The organism is Agarivorans sp. TSD2052, from assembly GCF_023238625.1.
Classification (GTDB): domain Bacteria; phylum Pseudomonadota; class Gammaproteobacteria; order Enterobacterales; family Celerinatantimonadaceae; genus Agarivorans.
The window spans coordinates 2,132,077-2,158,937 of sequence record NZ_CP096670.1 but is presented as its reverse complement, the minus strand read 5'-3'; the positions used below and the strand labels follow the sequence as shown (position 1 = coordinate 2,158,937).

24 protein-coding genes and 7 tRNA genes are annotated in these 26,861 nt (G+C 42.8%); 18 read left to right on the top strand and 13 right to left on the bottom strand.

Translation table 11 applies throughout. From position 1 onward, the window contains the following. Positions 1-102 precede the first annotated feature (102 nt). Both M0C34_RS09795 and M0C34_RS09790 read left to right on the top strand, forming a co-directional pair. A tRNA-Val gene (locus tag M0C34_RS09795) sits at positions 103-179 on the top strand. Positions 180-193: 14 nt separating this feature from the next. Beyond that, positions 194-270 (top strand) — tRNA-Val (locus M0C34_RS09790). Between the two features lie 548 nt (positions 271-818). Here M0C34_RS09790 and M0C34_RS09785 read toward each other — a convergent pair. From M0C34_RS09785 to M0C34_RS09755, 7 genes are all read right to left on the bottom strand, one after another. Further along, positions 819-1,349: a hypothetical protein gene (locus tag M0C34_RS09785; protein WP_248715431.1), complete on the bottom strand. Its 531-nt coding sequence runs from the start codon at positions 1,347-1,349 to the stop codon at positions 819-821. After that, positions 1,342-1,776, bottom strand: coding sequence for a hypothetical protein (locus tag M0C34_RS09780; RefSeq protein ID WP_248715430.1), 435 nt, complete (start codon positions 1,774-1,776; stop codon positions 1,342-1,344). Before M0C34_RS09780 ends, M0C34_RS09785 begins: the two co-directional genes overlap by 8 nt. Positions 1,777-1,779: 3 nt before the next feature. Further along, on the bottom strand, positions 1,780-2,637 hold the full coding sequence (locus M0C34_RS09775; RefSeq protein WP_248715429.1) for a hypothetical protein: 858 nt from the start codon (positions 2,635-2,637) through the stop codon (positions 1,780-1,782). Positions 2,638-2,864: 227 nt separating this feature from the next. After that, a complete protein-coding gene (locus M0C34_RS09770) occupies positions 2,865-3,356 on the bottom strand; it encodes a hypothetical protein (protein ID WP_248715428.1) in 492 nt (163 codons plus the stop codon). A gap of 72 nt (positions 3,357-3,428) precedes the next feature. Then, a complete protein-coding gene (locus tag M0C34_RS09765; protein ID WP_248715427.1) occupies positions 3,429-3,716 on the bottom strand; it encodes a hypothetical protein in 288 nt (95 codons plus the stop codon). Positions 3,717-3,757: 41 nt separating this feature from the next. Further along, on the bottom strand, positions 3,758-4,054 hold the full coding sequence (locus M0C34_RS09760; RefSeq protein ID WP_248715426.1) for a Dabb family protein: 297 nt from the start codon (positions 4,052-4,054) through the stop codon (positions 3,758-3,760). Between the two features lie 175 nt (positions 4,055-4,229). Next, positions 4,230-4,970: a siderophore-interacting protein gene (locus tag M0C34_RS09755; RefSeq protein ID WP_248715425.1), complete on the bottom strand. Its 741-nt coding sequence runs from the start codon at positions 4,968-4,970 to the stop codon at positions 4,230-4,232. Between the two features lie 101 nt (positions 4,971-5,071). Here M0C34_RS09755 and M0C34_RS09750 point away from each other — a divergent pair, with 101 nt between their 5' ends. Both M0C34_RS09750 and M0C34_RS09745 read left to right on the top strand, forming a co-directional pair. After that, a complete protein-coding gene (locus M0C34_RS09750; protein ID WP_248715424.1) occupies positions 5,072-5,512 on the top strand; it encodes a MarR family winged helix-turn-helix transcriptional regulator in 441 nt (146 codons plus the stop codon). A 94-nt stretch (positions 5,513-5,606) separates the two neighbouring features. Next, positions 5,607-5,939 carry a PBPRA1643 family SWIM/SEC-C metal-binding motif protein gene (locus M0C34_RS09745; RefSeq protein WP_248715423.1) on the top strand — a complete coding sequence of 111 codons (333 nt, stop codon included), beginning with the start codon at positions 5,607-5,609 and terminating at the stop codon, positions 5,937-5,939. A 31-nt stretch (positions 5,940-5,970) separates the two neighbouring features. Here the strand turns inward: M0C34_RS09745 and M0C34_RS09740 are convergent, their stop codons facing one another. Next, positions 5,971-6,501 carry a YaeQ family protein gene (locus M0C34_RS09740; RefSeq protein WP_248715422.1) on the bottom strand — a complete coding sequence of 177 codons (531 nt, stop codon included), beginning with the start codon at positions 6,499-6,501 and terminating at the stop codon, positions 5,971-5,973. A gap of 131 nt (positions 6,502-6,632) precedes the next feature. Continuing rightward, positions 6,633-8,171, bottom strand: a complete 1,539-nt coding sequence (locus tag M0C34_RS09735) for a DUF3369 domain-containing protein (protein ID WP_248715421.1) — start codon at positions 8,169-8,171, stop codon at positions 6,633-6,635. Between the two features lie 177 nt (positions 8,172-8,348). Between M0C34_RS09735 and M0C34_RS09730 the strand changes: the two genes are divergently transcribed. Further along, positions 8,349-9,569 (top strand): GGDEF domain-containing protein, encoded by a 1,221-nt coding sequence (locus M0C34_RS09730; RefSeq protein WP_248715420.1) that lies wholly within the window; start codon positions 8,349-8,351, stop codon positions 9,567-9,569. Positions 9,570-9,637: 68 nt separating this feature from the next. On the opposite strand, the gene M0C34_RS09725 is transcribed toward M0C34_RS09730, so the two are convergent. Further along, positions 9,638-10,828, bottom strand: a complete 1,191-nt coding sequence (locus M0C34_RS09725) for an amino acid aminotransferase (RefSeq protein ID WP_248715419.1) — start codon at positions 10,826-10,828, stop codon at positions 9,638-9,640. A gap of 217 nt (positions 10,829-11,045) precedes the next feature. On the opposite strand from M0C34_RS09725, the gene M0C34_RS09720 reads away from it, so the two are divergent. Then, positions 11,046-11,822 (top strand): YdcF family protein, encoded by a 777-nt coding sequence (locus M0C34_RS09720; protein ID WP_248715418.1) that lies wholly within the window; start codon positions 11,046-11,048, stop codon positions 11,820-11,822. Between the two features lie 115 nt (positions 11,823-11,937). Continuing rightward, positions 11,938-12,690 carry a triose-phosphate isomerase gene (tpiA, locus tag M0C34_RS09715; RefSeq protein WP_248715417.1) on the top strand — a complete coding sequence of 251 codons (753 nt, stop codon included), beginning with the start codon at positions 11,938-11,940 and terminating at the stop codon, positions 12,688-12,690. Between the two features lie 47 nt (positions 12,691-12,737). Here tpiA and uvrB read toward each other — a convergent pair whose 3' ends face one another. Beyond that, complete coding sequence (gene uvrB, locus M0C34_RS09710) at positions 12,738-14,729, bottom strand: excinuclease ABC subunit UvrB (RefSeq protein WP_248715416.1); 1,992 nt, start codon at positions 14,727-14,729, stop codon at positions 12,738-12,740. 653 nt (positions 14,730-15,382) lie between these two features. Here uvrB and M0C34_RS09705 point away from each other — a divergent pair. The 6 genes from M0C34_RS09705 to M0C34_RS09680 all read left to right on the top strand — a co-directional run bounded on the left by M0C34_RS09705 (position 15,383) and on the right by M0C34_RS09680 (position 18,646). Further along, positions 15,383-15,458: transfer RNA gene (locus M0C34_RS09705), tRNA-Asn, on the top strand. Between the two features lie 27 nt (positions 15,459-15,485). After that, positions 15,486-15,561: transfer RNA gene (locus M0C34_RS09700), tRNA-Asn, on the top strand. Positions 15,562-15,594: 33 nt separating this feature from the next. Further along, positions 15,595-15,670: transfer RNA gene (locus tag M0C34_RS09695), tRNA-Asn, on the top strand. 28 nt (positions 15,671-15,698) lie between these two features. Then, positions 15,699-15,774, top strand: a tRNA-Asn gene (locus M0C34_RS09690). 27 nt (positions 15,775-15,801) lie between these two features. Beyond that, positions 15,802-15,877: transfer RNA gene (locus M0C34_RS09685), tRNA-Asn, on the top strand. Positions 15,878-16,801: 924 nt separating this feature from the next. After that, the gene (locus M0C34_RS09680) at positions 16,802-18,646 is read left to right on the top strand and encodes an EAL domain-containing protein (protein ID WP_248715415.1); all 1,845 of its coding nucleotides are present in this window, start codon (positions 16,802-16,804) and stop codon (positions 18,644-18,646) included. Here the strand turns inward: M0C34_RS09680 and nrdG are convergent. Both nrdG and nrdD read right to left on the bottom strand, forming a co-directional pair. Further along, entirely contained in the window at positions 18,643-19,116 is a 474-nt protein-coding gene (gene nrdG / locus M0C34_RS09675; RefSeq protein ID WP_248715414.1) for an anaerobic ribonucleoside-triphosphate reductase-activating protein, read from the bottom strand. The two genes, M0C34_RS09680 and nrdG, sit on opposite strands and share 4 nt — an antisense overlap. Continuing rightward, entirely contained in the window at positions 19,117-21,237 is a 2,121-nt protein-coding gene (gene nrdD, locus M0C34_RS09670; protein WP_248715413.1) for an anaerobic ribonucleoside-triphosphate reductase, read from the bottom strand. Between the two features lie 346 nt (positions 21,238-21,583). Between nrdD and rsxA the strand changes: the two genes are divergently transcribed. Genes rsxA through rsxG form a run of 5 tightly spaced genes read left to right on the top strand, consistent with a single transcriptional unit; the run spans position 21,584 to position 26,857 of the window. Next, the gene (gene rsxA, locus M0C34_RS09665; protein ID WP_248715412.1) at positions 21,584-22,162 is read left to right on the top strand and encodes an electron transport complex subunit RsxA; all 579 of its coding nucleotides are present in this window, start codon (positions 21,584-21,586) and stop codon (positions 22,160-22,162) included. 9 nt (positions 22,163-22,171) lie between these two features. Beyond that, complete coding sequence (gene rsxB / locus M0C34_RS09660; protein WP_248715411.1) at positions 22,172-22,732, top strand: electron transport complex subunit RsxB; 561 nt, start codon at positions 22,172-22,174, stop codon at positions 22,730-22,732. Then, positions 22,733-25,171, top strand: a complete 2,439-nt coding sequence (rsxC, locus tag M0C34_RS09655; protein WP_248715410.1) for an electron transport complex subunit RsxC — start codon at positions 22,733-22,735, stop codon at positions 25,169-25,171. It abuts the gene before it with no gap. Next, a complete protein-coding gene (rsxD, locus tag M0C34_RS09650) occupies positions 25,164-26,228 on the top strand; it encodes an electron transport complex subunit RsxD (RefSeq protein ID WP_248715409.1) in 1,065 nt (354 codons plus the stop codon). The genes rsxC and rsxD overlap by 8 nt, the downstream gene beginning before the upstream one ends. Then, positions 26,225-26,857, top strand: coding sequence for an electron transport complex subunit RsxG (gene rsxG / locus M0C34_RS09645; RefSeq protein ID WP_248715408.1), 633 nt, complete (start codon positions 26,225-26,227; stop codon positions 26,855-26,857). The genes rsxD and rsxG overlap by 4 nt, the downstream gene beginning before the upstream one ends. Positions 26,858-26,861 lie beyond the last annotated feature (4 nt).

Here is a 26,861-nt window from a genome sequence, read left to right as displayed (position 1 = left end):
CTGATTAATCATTGAGCATACAGTTCGAATATGAGAGAACAGCGATTGACGCAAGCAAACACATACAGTATCTTTCACGCCGTAGGTTTATTCCTCGATAATACAACCGTAGCTCAGTTGGTTAGAGCACCACCTTGACATGGTGGGGGTCGGTGGTTCGAATCCACTCGGTTGTACCAAAATTTAAAACAATATTCGCGTAGCTCAGTTGGTTAGAGCACTACCTTGACATGGTAGGGGTCGGTGGTTCAAATCCACTCGCGAATACCAAATTTTTCAACAAAGCCCGCTACTTAGCGGGTTTTGTTGTTTTTAGGGTTTGATAAACATCGGCTTTATGCCTCTGTTGTTGCCTCGTTATCTCAAAACACGGGCCGTGTCGTTATTTCGACCGACAGTAAAAAAACACATTATTTTATTAATTTTTGTTACCGTTCGGTGACCATCAATTTGCGACCACGGTTTATTTTACTCTCTTTTAGCTTATGGTATTCGTTTGGCTGATTAGTGCGCTGCTTTATCTTAGGCTTATATTATTTTTAAGCACCCTTTCTCAAACATTTAGCCTTTTATTCTAATCAATAGCTTAGCTAGGCTAACCCTCTCTGACACTTAATCAGTCAAACAGAACCAAGCTTGTAGGCGATGTTTTGAGCCTAGCGGTTTACCCGCTGATAACACTTGGCTAAACGTTGCTTTAATTGGTTTAGCATAGTGGTTTCGATTTCTTACTCAATCTGATCGTTGTAGTTGTATACCAATAGGCTGTCGATTTGTTCGATTAGTGGGAGTATTAAGTGACCATTGTCGTTATCCCATTACCATTGATCGGCATTTTGCATTAAGCCAATTGAATGCTGCCGCTCACTAAGTTGTTGAGCTAACTTAAGTTGGCAACGGGTGTGGTAAGAGGCGCTGTTCTCTAGTTGCTCGGCCACATTTAACAACCAAGTCGCTGGCTGCTGTTGAAACATCTTAAAACAAGCATCCCAGAGGTCTTTGCTGTCTATAGCGGCTAATAAACACTGTAATGAAAAGGGCTGAGTGTTTTCTAAAATTTGTACTTGCACATGGCCAGCACCATCACTGTGATAAATAGCGTGTAAACACTGATACTGCTTTAGCAGCGATATAGGATCGTTTATGTCACTGTCATCGCTAAAAGGCGAGCTTATCGCTAGGCGATGTGCTTGCTTTAGTTGATCAACTAGCTGATTAATGCGTTGAAATAAGGGCGAACTTTGGTCAGTGCCAGCAAAACATATCTCGGCCTTAAGTGTGGGTAATAGCGTTATCAACGCTGCCATTTTCTCATCGATGCTAATTAGCTGAGGCGCTTGATCACTCATACATTTTTACCCTTAAAGTATATTCAGCAAAGGGATGAGCCGAGACCGCTATGCCGATCCAGGTGCGTTGCTGTTCTACCACCACAGCATTGGCGCTAACTTGATGGCCAATGTCGTTTATTGAATTTAACGCTTGATGTAGATACCCTTCACCAGTTAGTGAATAACTTGCTTCACCATCTATTGATTCGATGCTTACTACAAATTGATCTCCTTGAAAGCCGAGAATGAAATAGTGGTTTTCGTGCTCGCCTCCCACTATATCCGTACGTTCAAAAGGCTGGTTTGCTTGGTCAATGTTAAGGTAGTAGTAATCACGGCTTAACCCTTCAATATGGCGAATCAATTGAAGGCTAGCAGCCCTCACTGGGCTGGCTAGAATACTAACCAGTGCCACCAGCAAAACATTAATAACGGTGAATTTCATCACTTAACTCCCAAACAGTACATATTCGCTTAGTGTTTCAAAAAAAAGTAGAGGGCGTTCATTTTCGAGCTGCAGCTGAAGGGCATCCACAATCCACGCATCTATTGGCGGTAAGTAATCAGGCTTAATCGTCAGCTTTTGACCGTTTAACCAAATTCCTACATTGGGATCACTGCGATGTTTTAAGATATCGTCCAGTGCCACTGTTGTTTGCCGATGGGTTTCATCCTTTACGATGACATCGCTTATGGCTGTGTGACTATGCTCAGCTAAGACTGGAATAAACACATCAAGCATCAGCTGCTTTAGCGTATTGGGCTGTATCTGATGCCAATCTAGTTGTTCGCTATCTCGAAGATGGTGGCAAAATAGCAGTACAAAAGCGGCCAAGGGCTTCTTAGCTAAGACGGTGTTCAACAAGGCACTATTTGACACCAAGTTTGGCGCAAAGGTTTTATCAACGATATAGAAAAAAGGCTTAGCCGCTTCGCCGTATAAGGGGCGATAATCGAGCGTTTGGCTCTGAGCACTGGCCAAATTTAGTAAGATATTTTCACACAATTCGGGATTATCTTTTACTTGCTGCAAAGGTGAAAACCACCGTTTTCTGGCGTCAGGTTGTTCATCAATACCAAATAGTTGGTCGCTACTACCAAACAGATCGTCGGTATCGCTTAAGGTAGGCAGAGACTCACCAAAAGCCTGCAAGCTTGCTTCCTCTTCGCCGTTTATTAGCCATTTTAGCAAATGGCTAATCTCGGCCAGTTTTGAAGAATGCGGCGCAAGACCATGCAGCTCTGTTTTAATATCCTTGAGAAGATATTCTGCTTCTTTGAGAAGGCCTTGCTGGCTTGCTGTCAATGTAACTGCTCCCTGCGGGTGATACATCCTTACACAATGCTTGAGGAACATTGATGCCTCAATGGCTTATCATAAGAGGAGTTAACCAGCACTGCATTGACTTGAGCACATAGGCAGTAGGATTTTAACTAAGAGCATAACTGGAGGCGGCGTGGGTTGATACCTTAATCAAACAGCCTAGTACGAACTATGTGTTACAAAACCCTTTTAGGTTGAACAGACAAGGATTACTCGGCCCTAGCGTCAGCCCCATGCTCTGACAACTGAGCACCAAACCAGCGGTGGATAGCAGTTATCAGTGTAAGGTCAGTGGTTTTAAACTCAATGTTAGCGCCTTCAGGGGTAGCAGTGTACAAAACCCTTAGTTCGCTGGCTCGCTGTTGCAAGGTTTTCAGCCCGGGCATGGTATCGCCATGTAAGCTTGCAGGTGCTGAGTAGTCTCCCTGACTAAACAGCTTGGCTTGATGTGTTAGATGCCGCTGGATTAACGACACTTGATCACTAGCGCTAGCATCTTTTGCAATAACACTCATGACACCGCCTTGTTCTGTCATCGTAAAGACATGGGTAGTTTCAGACATGGCAAAGGGCATTACATGATGTGACATTTCATGAATATGTTGCTGGGTAGTTTCGGCAAATACTGAAGGTGATGCTAAGGCTACCAGTAGGCACAGCCATTTAGAAACCTTAGCAATAGGCGATATTGTTATTCTCATGGTCAGCCCTTAGATTGTCGTTCAATTAAAAAAGTACTCGCCATAGCTAATACTCATGGCGTTTATTGGGTCTTAGCTTTTTCTATTGCCGTTTTTTCTCGCTATTTTTGTTCTAAAAAAGCGAAGCGCAGACGCCCCCAATTCATACAGTAACACCAATACCCATAGCCCTGTGATTAGCAGCACAAATACGGTGAAATGTGATAGCAGGTTGCCCGTTTTACCTTGGTACTTGGGGTTGGGACTATTGAGCATGTCCTCACCAAATAAGCCTGAACAACATGGCTTACAGTAATTTTTAGTTTTAACCACATAAAGCTGATTACTGGCTACTTGGTTATCGCAGCAAAAACACTTCATTTAACTCTCTCTAGCTATGGGTGACACAGGCTCATCAATACTTACAAACTGTAATCGAACACAATTATATCTGCTAATAGCGGCCTAAATAGGTCTTTTAGTATCTCATGTTCAGGGTGAGGCAAATAGCGCTGTCGTGCATCTTCGTCCGCAAAGCTCATCAACACCGCATGGGTATAGCCTTGGTTTTTTTGTTCGGGGCTGTTGTTAAGCCCCCACTCTACGGAAACAACGCCTGCTATCTTGTCTGGCATTGATTCAAATAGCCGTTTGAGTTCTTCTATTTGTGATTCATTGGCTGAGGGCATTAACTGTATAAGTAGTATGTGTCTAATCATTGTCATCCCTGCGCTAGGCTGTTAATTAAGTGTTGGCTAATAGAGGGTGTATAGTATTTTAATGTCCAACCAGCCGCCTTACGAGCAGGTCTTAAGCAACGCCGAGGCCTGCAGTGTTCACCTCTGAACCATTCACATTGTATCAGCTGTTAGCGAGTAGCGTTGCTTAATAATTTTATAGCGGATTCGCTTTCTTATGGGCGCCAAAGCGGTCAGCATCGAGGCCTCGTTTCCAATAACCCACCGCCGAGACGTTTAGCCTATTGAAACCGATGTCTTGTTGAAGCTTTGGCCTAAGCGCACGGATGATGGTCGCTTCTAAGCCTAAAAATACTTGGGTATCCTTTGCCATGGTTTGCGCTGTTTGTAACACAATCTGCTCTAAGCTTAGCTTGTTTTCATCTTCAATAAACCATTGTGTATTTAAGGCGTCGTCATAATCCATGTCGATGATATCGTTACGGCTGGGTACGGATATGATGGCTTTTACACTGGCGCCGGGCTTAAACCTTGGTATGTAGCCGTTGATGGCATTAACAGATGTAAGATCACCGACTAACAAATAGCTGTGGTGGCTATAGTTGGTCAATTTTAAAGGGCCAGGACCTGCGATAGTCACATGGTCACCCACTGTTGCGCTTTTCGCCCAGTTGGTGGCTGGTCCCTTATGGCGATTAATTACAAAATCTAACGCAAGCTCTAGGGTATTGGGATTAAACGCGCGAATAGTATACGAACGCATAGTTTTTTCAGATTTGCCCGGTTCTTGAAAAACCACTTTTACATAGGACCCTTCAAGGCCTACCGGAAAGTCAGATAAACTGTCACCAGATAGAACAAAGCGGCGTAAATGAGGTGACAACTCGATGATCGAAGATATCTTTGTTAAACGCATAATGGGCTTTTTCGGCTTCACTGAGTCACTCCTATTGATCTTGATTAACGACACTTATGTTGATAAAGTCTACTATAATTCAACGTGGTTGACATTGTCAACCAACAAACATTGGTAAATTTATGGAACAAGATGATATTTCAGACATTGTTTTTGGTGTTGTGCATTCATACCGCTTAGCAATGCGCGCTACTCTAAAAGCCAGTGAACTTGGCTTAAATTCGATGCATGTTAGGTGTTTATCTTTCATCGAACGCAACCAACGTTGTACAGCCAACGACATCGTTCAGTTTCTTGCTAGAGATAAAGCACAAGTAGCCCGTTTAATTAAAGAGATGATAGATAAGGAGTGGTTAACTAAGAGCGCAAACCCAGAGGACCGACGAAGTCAGTTTCTCGCACTGACCACCGACGGAATTAAACTGGCCAGCCTTATCCGCGATACACAACTAGACATTCACAATACGATGCTAGAAAACCTTTCCACCGAACGGGTAAAAGCCTTTAAAACAGTCGCTGGCACCATGGCCGCTAACCTGCGCTCATACGGTAAAGATATTTGAGCTTAGTTAAGGCTTAGCGCCGTGATAATCGGGTTTATTTATGTGAAAAATTGCTGTATAAGCATGCGCTGTATTTCGTTTAATGAGGATCCGCATGTCTAAGTTTTTTTATAAAGGCCGTATTGAGAAAAAGCCTAAGCATGAGAGTTTCGGTTTTAACACTAAACGTGCTGTGAAACCTGGTTCAGCTGAACTGCCTCTGAAATTAACTGTAACCTCAGAGCAACGTAAACAAGAATTAGCATCGGTGGCGGCTGAGCATCAGCTAGTGGTTAACATTACCGTAGATGACACTGCTGAAGAAAATATTCAAGAGTTAGACGTCGTCATAAGCAAGCCAATCACGGCCACCTTTGACAAAAAACCGAACCGTAATGACCCCTGTAGTTGCGGTAGCGGTAAAAAATATAAAAAGTGTTGCGCATAGTAAAAGGAAGCGAAAGCTTCCCTTCTTGTTTCTACTTTAAGCTACGCCAATGCATCTCAACTTCATTGTCGCCTAAGGTCACATAGGCTGACTCTTCGGTAATGGTGACTGATAAGTCCATAGTACGCGTCACAAACGACGCTAAGGTGCTAATTTCTTGCCAGTCAAATTGCCAAACCTGGACATCTAACTGACTAATTTTGTTCGCTGTTTGCTGCCACCAAGTATCTGATTTGGCATTAAAGGTATATACCTTGGCCACTTTAGCCGACCGAGTCGCTTTTTTTATCCGCTCTGGAGTAGGCTCACCAACATCTATCCACAACTGGGTTTCGTTTGCCAAAGATTTAAGCCAGATATCGGGCTCTTCTATTTCACTAAGGCCTTTGGTAAATTCTAGATCTTGCTCGGCACTCAGGCAAAATGCCATGGTTCTGGCCATCATTCGCTCTAGGGTTTCAGAGGGGTGCTGGGCAATGGTTAAGCTTAAAGTGTCGTAGTAATTGCGATTGAGATCAGACAAAGAAATACGTAACTTATAGATGGTTGGTTTTAGCGCCACAAAAATGCCTTAAAAAAGAGTAAGCCCCGCACTTTACAATTTGGCGGGGAATAATGGCACAGAGCATGCGCTTTTTTTTATTGAAACTCAATACGACACTTCGCTAAGTGGCGTATTTTATCTAAGCATAATTAATCAGGGTAAGTGTCTCTAATTGCGAGAAATTCATCAAAATCGTTAACCAGCAAGTCAACCAAACTAGGATCGAAATGTTTGCCCTTTTGCTCAATGATAAATTCTTTAATTTGTTGGTTTGACCATGGCTCTTTGTAAGATCGCTTAGAGCCTAGTGCATCAAATACATCAGTAATAGCCATGATACGTCCCACTAGAGGGATATCTTCTCCAGCTAGTTGCCTTGGGTAGCCTGAACCGTCCCATTTTTCATGGTGACATAAGGATATTTCGGCCCCTAAACGCGCGATAATTTTGTTAGAGTCAGCCAACAAGTCATAACCTATTTGCGCATGGGTTTTCATTACTTCCCACTCTTCTGCGTCTAACTTGCCAGGTTTATGTAGTATTGATTCGGGGATCGCTATTTTACCTAAATCGTGTAAAGGCGCTGCGTGCTTGAAGACTTCAACAAACTCAGCATCAAAACCTAGTTTTTGGGCCATCAACTCACAAATTAAAGAAACCCGCTTAACATGCGATCCCGTTTCTTTGCTACGTTGTTCAATGGCATCGCCAATAATAAATATTAGCTCTTTTTGAGTATCTTGAATTTCTTCTTTGATGGTCAAATTTTCAAAGGTTAACGCGATGTTGGTAGCAAAAACTTCTAACAAGCCTTTCTCAATATCATCCAGTGGTTTTTCATGTTGAACATACAACAAACTGACGCTGCGATTATCGGTCGGGTAAAAACCGACATAACAGCTTTCGGTAACCAATGTTTTTCGTTCGTCTAATGCTCTCTTGAGTAAAGACTTAACGTTTTCTGGAATTTTACTTTGGTCAAAATTGTATTCGTTGTGTTCGTTGGTGACAAAATCACCGGTTGCTGCCAACACATTAAAAGACTGATGATGAAGTACGTCTTCGGTCAAAGTGGTGATATACATCGCTGATGTTTCTAACTGAAATAGCTCAACCAGTTGTTTAAGTACCGCTGAGCCGAAGTGATAAAGGGTTTTACTCTTGAGTACTAAAGAGGTTGATTCAATCACCTGCAACAAACCGGAGCGATGGCGTTCGATGAATTGAATATCGCGAAAAGAACGAATCGCGGAATAGGTAATGGTTTTTAACTTGGTCGCGGTAAGCTCTGTTTTACTTTTGTAGTCATTAATATCATAGTCTTTGATAACCGACTCTTCGGGCGCCTGCCCGGGCTGACCAGTACGCAAAATTAAGCGAGTGGCATGATTTTCTTTAGTTTCTCTGATCCATTTAACCAACTCTAGTCCGGCGTGATCAGTTTCCATCACCACATCAACCAAAGCTATTGCTATGTCGTTATGCTCGTCAAAAATCTTTTGTGCTTCTTCGGCACTATAAGCGGATAAAAATTCTAACTTGTAACCATCAATTTCTACGTCAGATAGAACCAAACGGGTGACCGAGTGAATCTCTGCCTCGTCATCAATCACCAATAGCTTCCAAGTTCCCTTAGAAGTTTCTTCTACTGGCTCTGCGAAATCATCGATGAAAAGAAAGTCGCTCATGCCCTGCTCCATATGTTTTTAGATACATTAAACCTAGATCAGCAACTGCATAATATCAAAGACTATTATCCACTAACTTTCAAAAATTTAGAGTTAACCCCCGCTATTGGGTAGTAAATCATTTAAAAGTAGCCGGGATTTAGCTAAAATCAACTGAAACTCAATAACTTGAAACTTATGGAAAGTCGCTTAACAAGCTATAACATACTGCCTTCTTTAGTTATCTTAGCAATGGCTGCCGGTATGTTAATGTGGTATTCCAGCTTATCCTCGAATACCCGAGATATTATTTATTGGCTGCCCTATGGCTTAGCGGCTATTACAGCGATACTCGCTTTACAGTTTAACCGTCGTCAATTAGTGGTTGTGGTTTTTGTTAACGCTTTCAGTTATTGGCTAATTTTTAGTTACCTACAACAACCGCTCGATGTAGCGCAAGCCCGAGTTGCCTACGCACTGGTGTGTGTATTTATTCCCATTAATTTGGTGGCTAACCAATTTATAAGAGAAAACGGCAGCAGGACTCGCAGAGCATGGATTTGCTATTGTATCTTGCTAATACAGGTGATCGCGATTGCAATTACCGTAGATTTTTTAAGCGATTCTATAGTTGCTCACATTGACAATTGGTTTACGCCCAGGCCCATCGATGGCTTTGTCATAAGCTTAAATGCCTTGGGCTTGTTAACGCTTTGCTCGGTATTGGCCTTTGTTCGTTTTATTAATCAACCAACCAGTATTTCTATCGGCTTATTTTTTAGCTTTGTTGCTAGCACCTTTCCGATAATCTTTTTAGATAGAGAAGCTATTTCGTCAGTTTTTTTTACCGCCTCTTTACTGATTATGTTATTTAGCGGATTTAGTGCCTCTCACGAATTGGCCTATCGTGATGAGCTAACCGGCTTATTAGGCAGGCGCATGTTATTTGAAAAACTAGCAGGCTTGTCCAAAAACTATACCTTGGCCATGGTAGATATAGACCACTTCAAGAAGTTTAACGACACCTATGGACACGATGTCGGCGACGACGTGTTAGCGATGGTGGCGGCTAAGTTAGACCAAATTGAAGGCGGTGGACAAGTGTTTCGCTACGGCGGTGAAGAATTCACGGTACTTTTTAAGGGGAAGAAGCTGAATCACGCTATTGCCTTTTTAGATGACACTCGAGAGATTATCTCGGAAACCCCCTTTGTCATACGAGACAAAAACAGCCGCGAAAAAAGTGATAAGTCTCGTCGTGATAACGAGGCTAAGCCTAAAGAGACGGTACAAATCACCGTGAGCATTGGGGTTGCTGAGAAATCCAGCCAACATTACGATGCCCAAGAAGTCATTAAAGACGCCGATAACGCCTTATACAAAGCCAAGAATAAGGGCAGAAATGTGGTGGTTGGTTAATGTAAATTAATCAGGGCATAAAAAAAGGGTTAAGCCTTAAAGCGCTTAACCCTTTTTGTTGATAGACATTAAACGACTGCAGCAATCGCCGTACACAGTGCTTGCATGTTGTTTTTAGTCATACCCGCTACGCTAATACGGCCAGAACCAACAATATAAACCCCATGTTGTTCTTTTAAGATAGTGACTTGCTCTTTGCTTAATCCAGAGAACGAGAACATGCCATTTTGGCGTTGAATGAAGCTGTAATCACCTGTGGCCCCTTTCTCGGCTAGAGTGGCAACAAATAAATCGCGCATTTCTTTAATACGAACACGCATTTCTGCCACTTCTGCATGCCACTGAGCTTTTAGCTCTGGGTTTTGCAAAATGGTCGTTACCACCGCAGCACCATGTGAAGGCGGGTTAGAGTAATTAGCACGAATGCCTGCTTTAACTTGACTGAATGCGACGGCACCCTGCTCTTTGTCTTCAGCAACTAAAGTGAATGCGCCAACACGTTCGTTATACAAACCGAAGTTTTTAGAGAACGAACTTGCGACTAACAGCTCTTTAATTTCTTTAGCAAAAATACGTAGGCCTGCTGCGTCTTCTTCTACGCCTTTAGCGAAACCTTGGTAGGCAAAGTCAAACAGTGGCAGAATTTTCTTAGTCGCTGACAATGCGGCTAATTGTTGCCATTGTTCAACCGTGGGATCAATGCCGGTAGGGTTGTGACAACACCCGTGGAACAACACTAAGTCGCCTTCTGATACTTGCTCTAAAGAGCTAAGCATGGCATCAAAATCTAAATCTTTGGTTTCAGCGTTGTAATAGTCATAAGCTTTAACTTCTAAGCCAAGCGCTTTGAAAATATTGCCGTGGTTAGCCCACGTTGGATTGCTTACCCAAACAGTACGAATACCTAAATGGTTGTAGGCAAATTCTGCAGCATTATGTAATGCGCCTGTACCACCAGGAGATTGAGCCGTAAATCCGCGTTGGCTATTAACTATTTCACTGTCTTCGCCAAACAATAACTTTTGAACTTCGGTGCCGTAAGCGGGATTACCTTCAATACTAAGGTAAGACTTGGTGGCTTCGTTTTCTAAAAGGTATTTTTCTGCAATTTTAACGGTGTCTAACACTGGCGTTTGGCCAGCTTCGTTTTTGTAGATACCTACACCGAGATTGATTTTGCTGGGACTTGGGTCAGCTTTAAAAGCTTCAGTTAATCCTAAGATAGGATCCGCTGGGGCTGCGGTTACGCGCTCAAACATATTTTCCTCACTGCTAGTTACTTACCTGTATTCTGCGAAAGATTACCCTAAGTTATTATGGCTGTCTTTAGGTGGACAAAAAAATATCGGGTAAATGTTGATTTAACGCATTAATTTGGATTAAGCAGCTATTTTTGTTAATTTTAAACCACAATTATGACACCATGTCATCGCTTACTATAAAAGTGTCTGTAGCGTTAACAAGAGACCCAGCTATATGGATTTAAGTTTAGGTTTTATCGTAAAAAAATGGTTAGGCTCTTTGTTGATGCCACTTAATATCGCCCTATTTTTTTTACTGCTATCTTTTTACTTTGGCTTAACCAAGCGCCCCTACCGAGCGGCAGCCACATTACTCCCGGCGCTGTTGATTTTAATTGTCACGAGTAACCCTTGGTGGGTAAACCAACAATTATTAACCAACGAGCGACAAGTAGACGTGCCAAGCAATGTCGTCGATAGCTTCGATTTTGTCGTGGTGTTAGGTGGCGGCCATATTAGTGACCCTTTATTATCCCCCACTGAGCAGTTAAGCCGCTCTTCACTGGCTAGGATTTTGAAAGGCATCGAACTTAGTCTAGTTAACCCACAAAGTCGCTTAATTGTTTCAGGGTATGGCGGTAGCGATCCTAATAGCAACGCTGAGTTAATGGAAAAGGTAGCAACACAAGCTAATATTCCCCCAGCCAATATAATTACTATTCCTAAAGCCAGAGATACCGAACAAGAAGCGGCGGTCATTTCTACCTACATAGGACAACGCCCCACGGCGTTAGTCACCAGTGCTACTCATATGCAGCGCGCTTTACAGCATTTTCAAAAATACTCTAGCAACATTAGCCCCGTTCCTACCGATTATTTAGGAAAAGAAGTTCAAGCAGAACAAAGACTTTACGAATATTTGCCTGATGCACGCTTTATGTACCGCTATGATGCACTGTGGCATGAGAAGTTAGGTGTGTGGTGGCAAAAAATTCGTGCTTATTTTTCTTAATCGTTTGTTTTAGATCAGCAATTTTCAGTTTTAGCTAAGTAATTTTCGCTAAACACTACGTTTTTGTAATTTATTCACTATAATCGAGCCAATTTATTTAAAGGAGAGAAACGCAATGAGAACACCTCTAGTAATGGGTAACTGGAAACTAAACGGTACTAAAGATTCGGTTACTGCATTAGTAAATGGTTTAATCGAGCCAGCTAAAGCTGCTACCAACGTGCAAGCAGCAATTTGCCCACCAGTAGTATTCTTGGGTCAAGTTGAAGCTTTAGTCGGTGATGCTCCAATCGCTTACGGTGCACAAGATGCAAGTGTTAACACTTCTGGTGCATTCACTGGTGAAAACTCTCCAGTTATGTTGAAAGAATTTGGTTGTACTTACAGCCTTGTAGGCCACAGTGAGCGTCGTCAGTACCACAACGAAACTGATGCGGTTGTTGCAGCAAAATTTAAAGCGATTCAAGAAAACCAATTAGTACCTGTACTATGTATTGGCGAAACTGACGAAGAAAACGAAGCCGGTAAAACTGAAGTTGTTGTTGAAACTCAACTTAAAGCGGTTATCGACCTTTGTGGTATCGATGCGTTAGCAAATGCAGTTATCGCATACGAGCCTGTTTGGGCTATCGGTACTGGTAAATCAGCGACTTCTGAGCAAGCTCAAGCTATTCACGCTCACATTCGTGGTTGGTTGGCTGCACAAAGTGCTACCGTTGCTGAAAAAGTACAAATCTTATACGGCGGCAGCGTTAAAGCAGCCACAGCTAAAGAATTGTTCTCTCAAGCAGACATCGACGGCGCTCTTGTTGGCGGCGCATCGCTAATGGCTGAAGAGTTTGGCGCAATTATTACTGCTGCAAACTAATTTAGTTATTACATTGAAAAAGCCGCTGTTATTACAGCGGCTTTTTTTTAGCTTAATTTTACTAATTGTTGCTGCATTTCGGCTATTTCATCCCGCACAGCGGCGGCTTGTTCAAACTCTAATTCTTTAGCATGGTTAATCATTTGTTTTTCAAGCTGTGCAATGCTCTTTAGCAAGGACTCTGGTGATAAAGCAATATATTTTGATTTAGGCTCGGCAGCCATAAGTGTTTTGCTTTTACCAAAGTTACTTATATCCACCACTTTTTTATTGAGTTTTTGTGGAACGATGCCATTTTCCAGATTGTAACTATGCTGAATTTCACGACGCCGCTTGGTTTCACTGATGGCTTTTTCCATAGAACCAGTGATTTTATCCCCGTACAAAATAGCTTTACCTTGCGGGTGGCGAGCAGCCCTACCAATAGTTTGTATTAATGAGCGTTCTGATCTCAAGAAACCCTCTTTGTCTGCATCAAGTATTGCCACTAAGGACACTTCTGGCATGTCTAAGCCTTCACGCAATAAGTTAATACCTACCAATACATCAAATACACCTAGGCGTAAGTCTCGGATAATTTCAACCCGCTCTACGGTGTCAATATCGGAATGTAAGTACCTTACTTTCACCTGATGCTCAGTGAGGTATTCACTCAAATCTTCAGCCATACGTTTGGTGAGTGTAGTGACCAGCACCCGCTCATTAATTGCAGTGCGAATACCAATTTCTGATAGCAAGTCATCCACTTGCGTATTCACTGGACGAACTTCAATTTCAGGATCCAATAGTCCGGTGGGCCTAACCACTTGCTCTACGAACTCTTGGTTGGTTTTATCTAGTTCAAATTTACTGGGTGTTGCCGACACAAATATAGTTTGTGGAGCAATAGCTTCAAACTCTTCAAATTTGAGGGGGCGATTATCCAAGGCCGAGGGCAACCTAAAACCGTAGTTAACTAAGTTTTCTTTACGTGATCGGTCACCTTTATACATCGCGCCTATCTGCGGAACAGTAACGTGAGACTCGTCTATCACCATCAGACCATCATTGGGTAGATAATCTAACAACGTTGGAGGTGGCTCGCCTGGTGCACGATTTGATAGGTATCTGGAGTAGTTTTCGATCCCCGAACAATAACCTAACTCGTTCATCATCTCGATATCAAATAATGTGCGTTGCGAGATCCTCTGTTCTTCTACCAATTTGTTGGCCGATAACAGCTGACTTTTTCGCTCGTTCAACTCTTCTTTGATAAACGAAATAGCATTAAGGATGGTTTCTCGCGGGGTAACGTAGTGAGTTTTAGGAAAGATAGTCGTTCTGGCCATTACGGCTTCTTCGGCACCAGTTAAGGGGTCAAAACTGGTTAAGCGTTCTACTTCACCGTCAAATAATTCAATCCTTACTGCATTTTTATCAGACTCAGCGGGAAATACATCAATCACATCCCCTCTTACTCTAAAAGTAGAGCGCTGAAAAGCAGCGTCATTTCGGGAGTATTGTAACTCGGCAAGTCGACGTAAAATTGCGCGCTGATCAATCAGATCGCCAACGCTAAGGTGAAGCATCATTTTCAAATATGATTGAGGATCACCCAAACCATAAATGGCAGACACAGACGCCACTAATATTACGTCTCTTCTCTCTAATAAGGCCTTGGTGGCGGATAGGCGCATTTGCTCGATATGAGAGTTTACTGATGCGTCTTTTTCTATAAAAGTATCGGTGGTTGGTACATAAGCTTCTGGCTGATAGTAATCGTAATATGAAACAAAAAACTCTACGGCGTTATTTGGGAAAAATTCTTTCATTTCACCATACAATTGCGCAGCCAAAGTTTTGTTCGGCGCTAACAAAATTGTTGGGCGATTTTGTTCAGCAATAACATTGGCAATAGTGAAGGTTTTACCAGAGCCTGTTACACCAAGTAAAGTCTGGTGAGCGAGGCCATCAACCAAACCTTCATTTAAACTGTCAATCGCTTTTGGCTGGTCTCCGGCGGGCTTGTAATCAGACACTAATTCAAAAGATTTTTTCATTGCATAGTAACCAGTCATCAAAAATCAATAAGTTTACATTCTACTTTAATAGACGCCAGATTAAACATCAGTATTGTATCTCACAATCATTTCCTAATGACTCAGAATACTATAGTGGCATTTGGCTTTTTGTAGCAGAAACGGCTATTTTGGGGACAGTAACGTTACTGTAATGAAAAGTAATGCACACTTTTTTTTACATGTACATAAAAAATTTTAGTCGCGTCTATTTTTTGAGCTTTTACTCCAAATATAATGTAAGCCATTGTTTTTAATAAGTAATCACAATAAACAGATTTAGATCAATTTTACGCTGATAGCCTATATTCATTGGGCTACAGAGAGATTGTTTAATTTGATGCACATAGTTATCCACAAAATCAGTGGATAACTATCGCAAAGGGGCAGCATCAAAGGCTTTTAGAAGTTGTGTATAAAAAAACTCAGTGTAAGCTGACTGAATGTTGCTTATGTTTTATCTTCATTTACACTGCTGACCAATTTTTGTACCAACAGATCGAGTTTTGATCAGCATTTGCTCATAACTGCATGTAGTTTGAGCAAACAGACACAAAATCTCATTTTTGATGTAGAAGTAGTTGACAGCTATAGGGGCAATTATTACTATGCGCCCCGCACTTAAGCAAAGCGATTCCCCAGTAGCTCAGTTGGTAGAGCGGTGGACTGTTAATCCATGTGTCGTTGGTTCAAACCCAACCTGGGGAGCCAAATCCTAGTTTAAGTACAAATCAAGATTCCCCAATAGCTCAGTTGGTAGAGCGGTGGACTGTTAATCCATGTGTCGTTGGTTCAAGCCCAACTTGGGGAGCCAATCTTGATTACAATAGGTTAGACCTTATATGATTCCCCAATAGCTCAGTTGGTAGAGCGGTGGACTGTTAATCCATGTGTCGTTGGTTCAAGCCCAACTTGGGGAGCCAATCATATAATTAGATAGATTTTAAGAATTCCCCAATAGCTCAGTTGGTAGAGCGGTGGACTGTTAATCCATGTGTCGTTGGTTCAAGCCCAACTTGGGGAGCCACTTAACTATCTAGATATACCTTATAATTCCCCAGTAGCTCAGTTGGTAGAGCGGTGGACTGTTAATCCATGTGTCGTTGGTTCAAACCCAACCTGGGGAGCCAAATTCCAGAAAAAGACGTCTTATGACGTCTTTTTTTGAATCTCCTCCTCGCCATTTCCTATTGATAAATGTGCTAACTTTAGACCTTTGAGCCTATAGATAAACAGCGACACTATCTCTGTGGTTTATCGAACAGTATCTCCATCGTGGCAAGCAACTACATCATCTACAGCCAAACCCAATCTGTTAGGCTAACTAAAAGAAAAGAGTTCGCGCTAACCGTAGACTTGAACCCTACCCGCCCCTTTGTTCATTAGGCAAATCCCACTACCCCCTCCCATTATACTCACATTATTTTCTGTCTTTCTTTTGCGGTTTTCGTAACCAATCAAGGAAGACTTAAGTCGAGAGGTCATCAAGTCACACACCAAGCGCGCTATAATATTTTGTTAAGGGGAATCAAACCATGAAACCAAAGCGATTCACTCAGCTATTTATTACACTTATTATAATTAGCAGTAGTACTTTCGCACTGGCCAAATCCATCGAAGAACGGCCTACCTTCCAACATGGCGAATATCGATTGCTGCTTGTTACAAAACATCAGCCAATACGGAATAGATAAAAGGTGTCGTTTTTTATAACGGGCGATGGCGAAATGCCCTATGACACTTATGGATACTAACGACGTTACTAGCAAGTGATACTCGACGCTGGCTTTGCTGTTTTTAGTTGGGATAAGCCCGGCCTTGGAGATGAAAGTGCTTATTCTCCTGCATTTTTGGCCACACTGCTGGAATGGCTAAAAGCACGTACAAATTAAACAATTAGTGTACTAATTCTCGTCTTTTCTTGCATTTCTTTAGCAAACCAACCATCTTAATATTATATTTAACTGCTAAACAGCTAACCATCTGATAGATAAGTCTATTGTTTGCATGTATCATAGGCGGTTACGGATGATGCTTTATTGTACAGGATGTATATGAAAGGTCTTAGAACATTCTTTGTTGTAAATGCTTTCTTATTTATCGCATTGTGGGTTGCGCTGGTTGGGGTACACGTACAGCTTTTTAAATTAGATTTAGCACGAGAAAACCAGCAAATAAACGCCCTACTCAGCTTACAGTTAAGCGAGGCAAGTCAACTTAATCAAGATTATCTATCAGAGCTTCGAGACCATCATAAGCTTAGCTTTATTTCTACTCAGTTAGCGATAGATAATACTTTGGCGCTGGTGGGACCAACTCAACACTGGCTAGTAGAGCTTGCCGAGCCCGCTAAAACACGCTTGCAGACCATTCAGGTTGGTAAATACCAAGTCAACTTCAAACCTTCCTTTGAGTTTGTTAGTGACGGGTATTTAAAGCTGTATTTAACCATCGCTAGTTTATGTGTTTTGGGTTACTTTTTGACAAGTATGCTGTATTTGCGTGCCATTTCTCGGGTCAAATCAAAACTCAAAAAATTAATTAGTGCCGAGCGTTTAGTTGATGAGAAACCTGTTTTGGGCGCTGTTGGTGAATTGATAAAAGAACAAAAGCTAGAATTAACTCAGCAGATTCGTCAACAAAAGCACGCCATAAAACAATTAGAAAAGCAGGTAGCTTTAGATCCTTTAACCGGCCAACTAAATCGACACGCTTTTCGCCAGCAGATGCAAGGGCTATTAAAAGAAAACGCTAAAGATACCGTTTTGTTTCTAGTGAGGGCCTCACAGCTTCAAGATATAAACAAAGCCCGCGGCCATCAAGCAGGTGATGACTACATAAAAGATGTGGCAAAGATCGTTGATTACTGCCGCAAAGAATACCACAGCAGCCTGTTATATCGCCTGCTCGGAGCAGAGTTTGCGCTAATTATACCTCACTTTCCTGCTAGCCGCGTGAGTCAAGTTGCCCAAGGTATTAAATCATCTCTCAACGACTACACCAACAATAAGCAAATGCAAAGTGCGGCATATACCGGTATCACCGAGATAAAACCTGGCGATAGTATTGAGAAGGTCATTGCCCGTGCAGACGCCGCTGTAGCGATAGCTCAGAGCTTATCGCCTAATGGGTGGGAGATAGTACTAGAAGACAGCCAAACGCTAGAGAACAGTGAATTACAATGGCACAGTACTATTAGTTCGCTAATTGCCAAGAAAAACTTCCGCTTAGCAGCTCAGCCGATACAATCCTTACACAGAACCATGCCCGCTTATCATGAAGTGTTCATCCGCTTCTTGTCTGATAGAGATCAACAGTTACCTACTGAAACCACTTTAGTCATGGCTCAGCGCCTAGATATGATAGTGGCATTAGAAAAAGCCACGATAGCCTTCATATTAAAAACCATTGCTAACCAAAAAGCAGAGTACCGTTGGGGTATTAACCTAAGCAAACTTATTTTGATCGACCCAGAGTTTTGCGAATGGCTAACGCAAACACTGCTGACCTACCCCACGTTAAAATCTCGAATCGTGTTTGAACTTGAAGAAGAAGTGTTAGACATGTATTTAAACAATGCCAAGAAGCTATTTGAAGTATTGCGCCGTAATAGTTGCCACACCGCAATCGCAGATTTCGGAAATGGCATTGGCTCATTTAAGTTATTTAAAGAGCTAAAACCCAATTACGTGAAAATTAGTAGCGATTTAGTTCATCAACTTGAACAAGATAAAACCAACCAACAGTTTGTCAGTATGCTGGTTGAAGTATCACATCGCTTAGGCTGTCAGGTTATCGCTCAGGGCGTTGAAACCCTTGAACAAAAGCAATTATTAGAATCTATGTATGTTGATAGCTTACAAGGCTACTTAATCGCTCGACCTGAGCTAATTAGCTAGTTGTGCAGAGGTTGTTGGTAAATGACTTGGTTACTACTTCCACGCCACTGCAATTTAGGATCGGCTAAGGCTTGCTCATATTTTCCGTCTATTAAGGTATCAACAAGCTTAACTACTGCTTGTTGTTTGGCGGTTAGATCTGCCAATAGATAACCCGTCCACAACCAAATATCTTTGCCTACACACTCGGTTTTTACCCGTTGAACTAAACGATGCACCGCTGCTACGTTGTTCGGATGTAAAGGGTCTCCGCCACTAAGGCTTAAACCTTTACGCCGAATACGAGGATCGTTTAGGTCATCAATAATTTGTTGTTCAAGTTGTTCGGTGTACAAGTGGCCTGAATTGCAACTCCAAGATTTTTGGTTGTAGCAGCCACGACACTGATGCTCGCATCCAGCAACGAACAAGGTACAACGGGTACCTTGTCCATTTACCACATCAACCGAATGATAACTTAGATAATTCATTTACAGGTGTTTGACTCGTCGTTTAACTTCTTCTTGCTTACCGTAGTTAAACGGGCGCGCATCGGGGCTGCCTAAATAGCCGCATACTCGTCGTGTCACTGACACCTTGCTAGCTTCTGAATTACCACATGATGGGCACTCAAAACCTTTACTGGTGCAGTTAAATTCGCCGGTATAGTCGCACTCATAACACTCATCAATTGGGGTGTTAGTGCCGTAATACGGCACTCGACTGTAGCTATAGTCCCATACGTCTTCCAGTGCTTCAGTATTATTTTGCATATTCGGGTATTCACCGTAGCAAATAAAGCCACCACTGGTTACCGACGGATATGGCAATTCGAAGTCAATTTTATCGAATGGGTTTACCTTTTTCTCTACGTCTAAATGAAAGCTATTGGTGTAGTAGCCTTTATCGGTAACATCTTGAATTACGCCAAACTTTTTGGCATCTAAACGACAAAAACGGTCACACAAGTTTTCACTTGGTGTACTGTAAAGGCTAAATGCATAGCCACTTTCTTTTTCCCAACGTAACGTGGCTTGTTTTAGAGCCGTAACAATACCTAAGGCTTTTTGTTGCAGCTGTTTGTTGTCATAAACGTGGTGGTCGTTACCATATAAGGCGTTAACCGTCTCATGAAGACCAATATACCCCAAGGAAATTGAAGCTCGACCATTTTCAAAGATTTTAGAGACGTCATCTTCAGCTTTTAGCCTCACACCACATGCCCCTTCCATGTAGAGAATTGGTGCAACTTTGGCTTTCACCCCTTTTAATCTCTCTATGCGAGTATCTAAGCCCATTTTGGCCACACTTAAACGCTGTTCTAATAGTTCAAAAAAGCGCTGTTCATCGCCCTTTGCTTCAATCGCTATACGAGGCAGGTTTAAACTAACCACGCCTAAGTTGTTACGCCCGTCATGTATGTCCTTGCCATCTTCTTGGTAGGGACCTAAGAAACTACGACAACCCATAGGGGTTTTAAATGAACCCGTTACTTCCACTACCTTTTCGTAATTAAGAATATCGGGATACATACGCTTAGACGCACATTCAAGGGCCAGTTGCTTAATATCGTAACTTGGATCGCCCTTCTTGTGATTTAAGCCATCTTTAATGGCAAACACCAGTTTAGGGAATACCGCTGTTTTGGCATTTTTGCCAAGCCCTGCAATACGGTTTTCTAGAATAGACCGTTGAATAAGGCGTGAAGCCCAACACGAACCTAAGCCAAATCCGAAGGTAACGAACGGTGTTTGACCGTTAGCGGTATGTAAGGTATTTACTTCATATTCTAGCGATTGGAATGCGTCGTGACATTCTTTTTCTGTTTGCGCCTTAGCGTAAGCATCTGCGTCAGCAATATTCCACTGTTTAGCTGTGGCTAAATGTTTTTCGTGACTCTTTAATACGTAAGGAGACAAAATTTCGTCAATACGATTGATGGTAGTGCCGCCATAGATATGGCTAGCTACCTGGGCAATAATTTGTGCCGTAACCGCGGTAGCCGTCGAAATCGACTTTGGCGTCTCGATTTCGGCATTGCCCATCTTAAATCCACCGGTGAGCATTCCTTCAAGATCGATCAACATACAATTGAACATAGGAAAGAATGGGGCGTAATCTAAATCGTGAAAATGAATTTCACCCGCTTCATGGGCTTTAACTACGTCTCTTGGAAGCAAGTGAGTTTTAGCATAGTGCTTAGCCACAATACCTGCTAACAGGTCGCGTTGAGTAGGAATGACCTTGCTGTCTTTATTGGCGTTTTCATTTAACAAAGCAGCATTGCTTTGTTCAACTAAACCTCTAATTTCACTATTAAGCACACTACGTTTGTCGCGAGCCACGTCTCTATCGTGGCGATATTCGATGTAAGCACGAGCCAAAGTTTTATTGTCGCTCTCCATCAAACAGTTTTCTACCGACGATTGAATATCGTTAATATCAACTTCTGTTTGAGTTAAAAACTGCTCGGTGACCTGTTGGGCAATTTGTAGTGCAACTAAGTTATCTTTGACACCTAGAGCTTCAGCAGCTTTCAGTACTGCGTCTACAATCCGCTTTGCGTCGTAAGGTACACGGCTTCCATCACGTTTTATCACGACTGTTTTCACGATTTATGCTCCAATTTATCTCACTCATTTAACTAAAAAAACACTGGACATCACGCTACTAAAGGGCTGGAAAGACAAAAGGTCTGAAAAAAGCCAAGCGGAGCGCTTATCCACATATTGTGGTGCTAAATTGTAGATCCCACTAGATATGGTAGTCGAGTGATTTAATCGTTAAAGCAAATTCAAATGATCAAGATCAATCGAAGCTAAATAACTTAATTTGTTTGCTCAGAAATGTATCATTTATCACGGCAAATTATTGGTTCCTTTCCCACATTGAACTGACGGTTGTTATACGGTGATTAAACGAGGATAATAGCCGCTGGTTTCGCTGCATCTTACTTAAATGACTGAATATTTGTTGTTATTGATTAGTACTGTACTGGTCAATAATTTTGTACTCGTTAAATTTTTGGGCTTATGCCCCTTCATGGGCGTTTCTAGTAAAGTAGAGACGGCTATTGGTATGGCCTTGGCTACAACCTTTGTACTGACTTTAGCCTCAATGAGCTCTTATTTAGTGGAGCAATATATATTAGCACCACTAGATATTATCTACCTGCGCACTATGAGCTTTATTCTGGTGATTGCGGTAGTCGTGCAATTCACCGAGATGTTTGTGCAAAAAGCCAGCCCTGCTTTACATAGAGTATTAGGTATCTATTTGCCATTAATAACCTCAAATTGTGCGGTTTTAGGGGTGGCCTTATTAAACATCAACGAACAGCATGATTTGTTTGAATCAATCATCTATGGTTTTGGTGCAGCTGCAGGCTTTTCTCTAGTGTTGATTCTTTTTTCCGCGATGCGAGAGCGCTTAGTTGTTGCAGATATCCCGGTTCCGTTTAAGGGTGCTGCGATCGCCATGATCACAGCCGGATTAATGTCTTTAGCCTTCGTCGGGTTTGCCGGCTTAATTAAGTAGTATTGGAATATGTTAGAAGCCCTAGTAGCAATCACCCTATTAGCTTTGATATTTGGCGCCATTTTAGGCTACGCCGCGATCAAATATAAAGTCGAAGGCAATCCGATTGCCGATCAAGTAGAAGCCTTACTACCACAAACTCAATGTGGGCAGTGTGGTCACCCCGGCTGCAAACCCTACGCTGAAGCCATTGCCAATGGCGAAGCCATCAATAAGTGTCCTCCTGGCGGAGAAGAAACAGTCGCTAAAATAGCCGAGTTATTAGGTGTTGAAGCCATTCCACTGGATGAATCAGCGGTTAAAGATGATGACCGAAAAAAAGTGGCCTTTATTATTGAAGATGCTTGCATAGGTTGTACAAAATGTATCCAAGCCTGTCCAGTAGACGCGATAATGGGCGCGAATAAACATATGCATACGGTAATTACTAAAGAGTGTACCGGTTGTGAGTTGTGTGTTGCTCCCTGCCCTACAGATTGTATTGAAATGCGTGCCTTGCCTACGACGACTAAAAACTGGGATTGGCAACTAAACCAAATTGACGTAGCAATCATTGAGGAACAAAAATAGATGGTTGCTTGGATAGAAAAAATTAAACAAGGTTTCACTTGGGGCTACCAAGGTGGTGTGCATCCTGAAACCAATAAGCAAAACATTAACTGTGATATACCAGAACGCATCGCTGACCCCGAAATATTGAGTATTCCTGTACAGCAGCATATTGGTAGTGCCGGAAAATTATTAGTGTCGATTGGCGAAAAAGTTTTGCGTGGTCAAGCATTGACACAATCGCAATTTTTCCAAGCTCCGCCAGTTCATGCTTCGTGCGCTGGCGAAGTGATTGCTATCGAACCAAGAGTGAGCGCTCATGCATCGGCAATACCAGAGCTGAGCGTAGTGATTAAGGTGGATTCAGAGCAACAAGATGCACAATGGCCGGCCCCTTTAACTGAAGAACAACAAACACCAGAGTTAATCTGCCAACGGGTTCACCAATCTGGCATTTCAGGCATGGGTGGAGCAGGTTTTCCTACTGCATTAAAGATCACTCCACATAAGCCACTAGACGTATTGATTATCAATGGCGCAGAGTGTGAACCTTATATCTCGGCCGATGATTGTTTAATGCAAAATTATGCTGAAGAGATTATCAAAGGTGTTCGATTACTACAGAAAGTACTTAAACCTCAACTCACTATAATCGCGGTTGAAGACGATAAGCCCGCGGCTATTCATGCGCTAGAGGCGAATACCGATGAAAGCATTGTTATTCGAAGTATACCGACTAAGTATCCCTCTGGTGGAGAAAAACAGTTAATCCAAGTGCTCACAGGTAAAGAAGTTGCTGCTCAGCAATTACCGCTAGACCTAGGAATGCTGGTTCAAAACGTAGGTACCGCTTATGCAATACATCGCGCGGTTGCACTTGGGGAGCCTCTGATATCTCGAGTTGTTACCTTAGCCGGTGATTTAGTTACCTCTCCGAGCAATTATTGGGTACCTATTGGCACCTCGGTGGCTGACGTGATAGCGAACAAATTACAAGCAGCCAGTACCACTCCAACAATTATGGGCGGCTCAATGATGGGCTTTATGCTACCAAGTAACTCGGCTCCGGTAGTAAAAACCACTAACTGCTTAATCGTTAATGACCCTCAAGCAGCCGCTAAAGAATCCCCATGCATTCGCTGTGGCGAATGCGCGCAAGCCTGTCCTATGGGTTTATTACCCCAGCAACTATATTGGTTCGCTCAAGGTAACGACTTATCAAAAGCACGTGATTTCAACATGATGGACTGTATCGAATGCGGTGCTTGCGCCTTCGTATGCCCTAGCCAAATTTCTTTAGTGCAACACTACCGAACATCTAAAGCCAAGATTAAAGCCGAAGACGTCGCTCAACAAGAGGCTGATATAGCCAAGCAACGCTTTGATGCTCGCCAAGCTCGTTTAGAGAAAGCCAAGCAAGAACGTAAAGCTAAACACCAACAAGCAGCATTGCGTAGACAGAGCCAAACAACTAGCGACACCAGTAGCTCGAAACCCGATCCGGTCGCTGCGGCTCTCGCTCGCGTTAAACAAAAAGGCACTGAAGCGCCAAACGCAATACAAACAGAAACTGGCGAATGGATCCCCGACAACCAAGATGCCATTGCTCAGCGAGAAGCCCGCAAGGCTAAACGCCGAGCAGAAAAACAAAATAATGCGGGCTCGTCTAACCCTGCAGTGGCGGCCGCGATTGCTCGTGCAAAGGCTAAAAAGAGTATTAACCAGACTGACGCTGACAGTACGACAGAAGATACCAACAGCCAATCGTCTAATCCCGCCGTTGCAGCGGCTATTGCGCGTGCCAAAGCTAAAAAGGCAGCGGGTAAACCGGTTGCGGAAGAAGCTAAGGAAGAGACCAGCGCTAAAGCGACAAACCCCGCTGTAGACGCTGCTATTGCAAGAGCTAAAGCGAAAAAACTCGACGCCAAGCATCTCTCTGAGCCTGCAGAAGCCAACCAACAAGCAGAGAAAAAGGTTAACCCTGCCGTAGCGGCTGCTGTCGCTCGAGCCAAAGCCAAAAAGTTAGCTGAAACAGCAGAGACTGCTGACGTATCTCAACAAGCAGAGAAAAAGGTTAACCCTGCCGTAGCGGCTGCTGTCGCTCGAGCCAAAGCCAAAAAGTCAGCTGAAACAGCAGAAACTGCAGACGTATCTCAACAAGCAGAGAAAAAAGTTAACCCTGCCGTAGCGGCTGCTGTCGCTCGAGCCAAAGCCAAAAAGTCAGCTGAAACAGCAGAAACCGCAGACGTATCTCAACAAGCAGAGAAAAAAGTTAACCCTGCCGTAGCGGCTGCTGTCGCTCGAGCCAAAGCCAAAAAGTCAGCTAAAACAGCAGAAACTGCAGCCGTATCTCAACAAGCAGAGAAAAAAGTTAACCCTGCCGTAGCGGCTGCTGTCGCTCGAGCCAAAGCCAAAAAACTCGCCAATCAACAAAACGAAGAGAAACTAAACGATGAGTAATAACAAAATTCAAAGCTCTCCGTTTGTCCGAACACCACTTAAAACCAACACCTTAATGTTTTGGGTTATTTTATGCTTGGTGCCGGGTTTATTGGTGCAAAGCTATTTTTTTGGCATAGGTACCTTAGTTCAAGTTTTATTGGCTAGCCTCATGGCAATATTCAGTGAAGCGCTTGTTATGATACTGCGTAAACGCCCTGTGTGGGCAACGCTCAGTGACAATAGCGCCCTAGTAACCGGTGTACTTATAGGTTTAGCCATGCCGGCTTACGCGCCTTGGTGGATAACCATTATAGGGAGTAGTTTTGCCATTTTAGTGGTTAAGCACCTATACGGCGGGTTAGGCCATAATATCTTTAACCCCGCCATGGCCGCCTACGTATTGTTATTAGTTTCTTTCCCAGTCACGATGACCAGCTGGATGCCTCCGCAAAGCTTACTGACGGAAAGCTTGAGTAGTGTAGATGGTATCTCACTTATTTTTAGTAGCTTTACACTAGATGGTTTTAGCATTAAACAAATCGCAAGCATTGATGGCCACACTATCGCAACACCTTTAGATGAAATGAAAACTCAGTTAACGTTGGGCTTTACTTCAACCGAAATTGCGAGTCATGCGGTATTTGGTCGCTTAGCTGGAATAGGTTGGCAATGGATTAACTTAGCCTATTTGTTAGGCGGTTTAGCGCTGGTTTATTTAAAAGTGATTCGTTGGCATATACCGGTAGGCTTTCTGGGCACTTTACTGCTACTCAGTTTATTATCGAGTGCGATAAATCCTGATCATTCGATCCCGACACTTATTCAGCTATTCTCGGGTGCAACTATGATTGGCGCATTCTTCATTCTTACCGATCCCGTCAGCGCTGCAACCAGTAATCGAGGACGCTTAATTTACGCCTCGCTGGTGGCATTACTGGTATTTGTCATCCGTAACTATGGTGGTTATCCCGATGCTATTGCCTTCGCGGTGTTACTCAGCAACATGGCGGTACCAATGATAGATCATTTCACCAAACCGAGGGTTTATGGTTACGGCGAAGGAAGTAAAAAATGACGACTAAACGTCAATCTGTAACGAAGAATGCTGGCATGTTGGCCCTGTTTGCTTTCGCTTGTACCCTGTTGGTTGTAATCGTCAATTACTTTACTGAACCGCGCATCGAAGAGCAGGTACAAAAGCAATTACTGAGGTCCACCAACGAAGTGCTATCAGCCTCATTAGCAGCGAGCCTCTATACTCAACGTTGTTACCAAGATATTAACCAGCAATATTTGGGCACTGATAAACCTCACTCAATTCGCTTAATCACCATGGATGATCAAACCAAGGCCTATGTTTATCAGGTTACCGCACCCGATGGCTATAGTGGAGCCATTCGACTATTGGTCGGAATCAATGTAAACGGAACGGTTAGCGGCGTAAGAGTAGTACAGCATAACGAGACGCCAGGTTTAGGTGATAAAATTGAAACCCGTAAATCGGATTGGATCTACCAGTTCGAGCAACAGCAGCTGTTAAGCGAAACGGATACACGATGGGCGGTGAAAAAAGATGGCGGACAATATGATGCATTTACCGGCGCAACCATTACGCCTAGAGCGGTGGTTAAAGCGGTGAAGAATGTGTTGGTTTACCATTCACGTAATCAACAAAAAATAGAACAGCTAGCCGAAGGGTGTTAAGGAC

Coding starts and splice junctions, on each gene's coding strand:
- M0C34_RS09720 (WP_248715418.1), top strand. CDS start 11,046: ATGGATTTAAGTTTAGGTTTTATCGTAAAAAAATGGTTAGGCTCTTTG.
- rsxG (WP_248715408.1), top strand. CDS start 26,225: ATGACGACTAAACGTCAATCTGTAACGAAGAATGCTGGCATGTTGGCC.
- rsxD (WP_248715409.1), top strand. CDS start 25,164: ATGAGTAATAACAAAATTCAAAGCTCTCCGTTTGTCCGAACACCACTT.
- M0C34_RS09745 (WP_248715423.1), top strand. CDS start 5,607: ATGTCTAAGTTTTTTTATAAAGGCCGTATTGAGAAAAAGCCTAAGCAT.
- M0C34_RS09770 (WP_248715428.1), bottom strand. CDS start 3,356: ATGAGAATAACAATATCGCCTATTGCTAAGGTTTCTAAATGGCTGTGC.
- M0C34_RS09780 (WP_248715430.1), bottom strand. CDS start 1,776: ATGAAATTCACCGTTATTAATGTTTTGCTGGTGGCACTGGTTAGTATT.
- M0C34_RS09735 (WP_248715421.1), bottom strand. CDS start 8,171: ATGAGCGACTTTCTTTTCATCGATGATTTCGCAGAGCCAGTAGAAGAA.
- rsxA (WP_248715412.1), top strand. CDS start 21,584: ATGACTGAATATTTGTTGTTATTGATTAGTACTGTACTGGTCAATAAT.
- M0C34_RS09785 (WP_248715431.1), bottom strand. CDS start 1,349: ATGAGTGATCAAGCGCCTCAGCTAATTAGCATCGATGAGAAAATGGCA.
- rsxC (WP_248715410.1), top strand. CDS start 22,733: ATGGTTGCTTGGATAGAAAAAATTAAACAAGGTTTCACTTGGGGCTAC.
- M0C34_RS09765 (WP_248715427.1), bottom strand. CDS start 3,716: ATGAAGTGTTTTTGCTGCGATAACCAAGTAGCCAGTAATCAGCTTTAT.
- rsxB (WP_248715411.1), top strand. CDS start 22,172: ATGTTAGAAGCCCTAGTAGCAATCACCCTATTAGCTTTGATATTTGGC.
- M0C34_RS09680 (WP_248715415.1), top strand. CDS start 16,802: ATGAAAGGTCTTAGAACATTCTTTGTTGTAAATGCTTTCTTATTTATC.
- tpiA (WP_248715417.1), top strand. CDS start 11,938: ATGAGAACACCTCTAGTAATGGGTAACTGGAAACTAAACGGTACTAAA.
- nrdG (WP_248715414.1), bottom strand. CDS start 19,116: ATGAATTATCTAAGTTATCATTCGGTTGATGTGGTAAATGGACAAGGT.
- M0C34_RS09750 (WP_248715424.1), top strand. CDS start 5,072: ATGGAACAAGATGATATTTCAGACATTGTTTTTGGTGTTGTGCATTCA.
- uvrB (WP_248715416.1), bottom strand. CDS start 14,729: ATGAAAAAATCTTTTGAATTAGTGTCTGATTACAAGCCCGCCGGAGAC.
- M0C34_RS09730 (WP_248715420.1), top strand. CDS start 8,349: ATGGAAAGTCGCTTAACAAGCTATAACATACTGCCTTCTTTAGTTATC.
- M0C34_RS09760 (WP_248715426.1), bottom strand. CDS start 4,054: ATGATTAGACACATACTACTTATACAGTTAATGCCCTCAGCCAATGAA.
- M0C34_RS09725 (WP_248715419.1), bottom strand. CDS start 10,828: ATGTTTGAGCGCGTAACCGCAGCCCCAGCGGATCCTATCTTAGGATTA.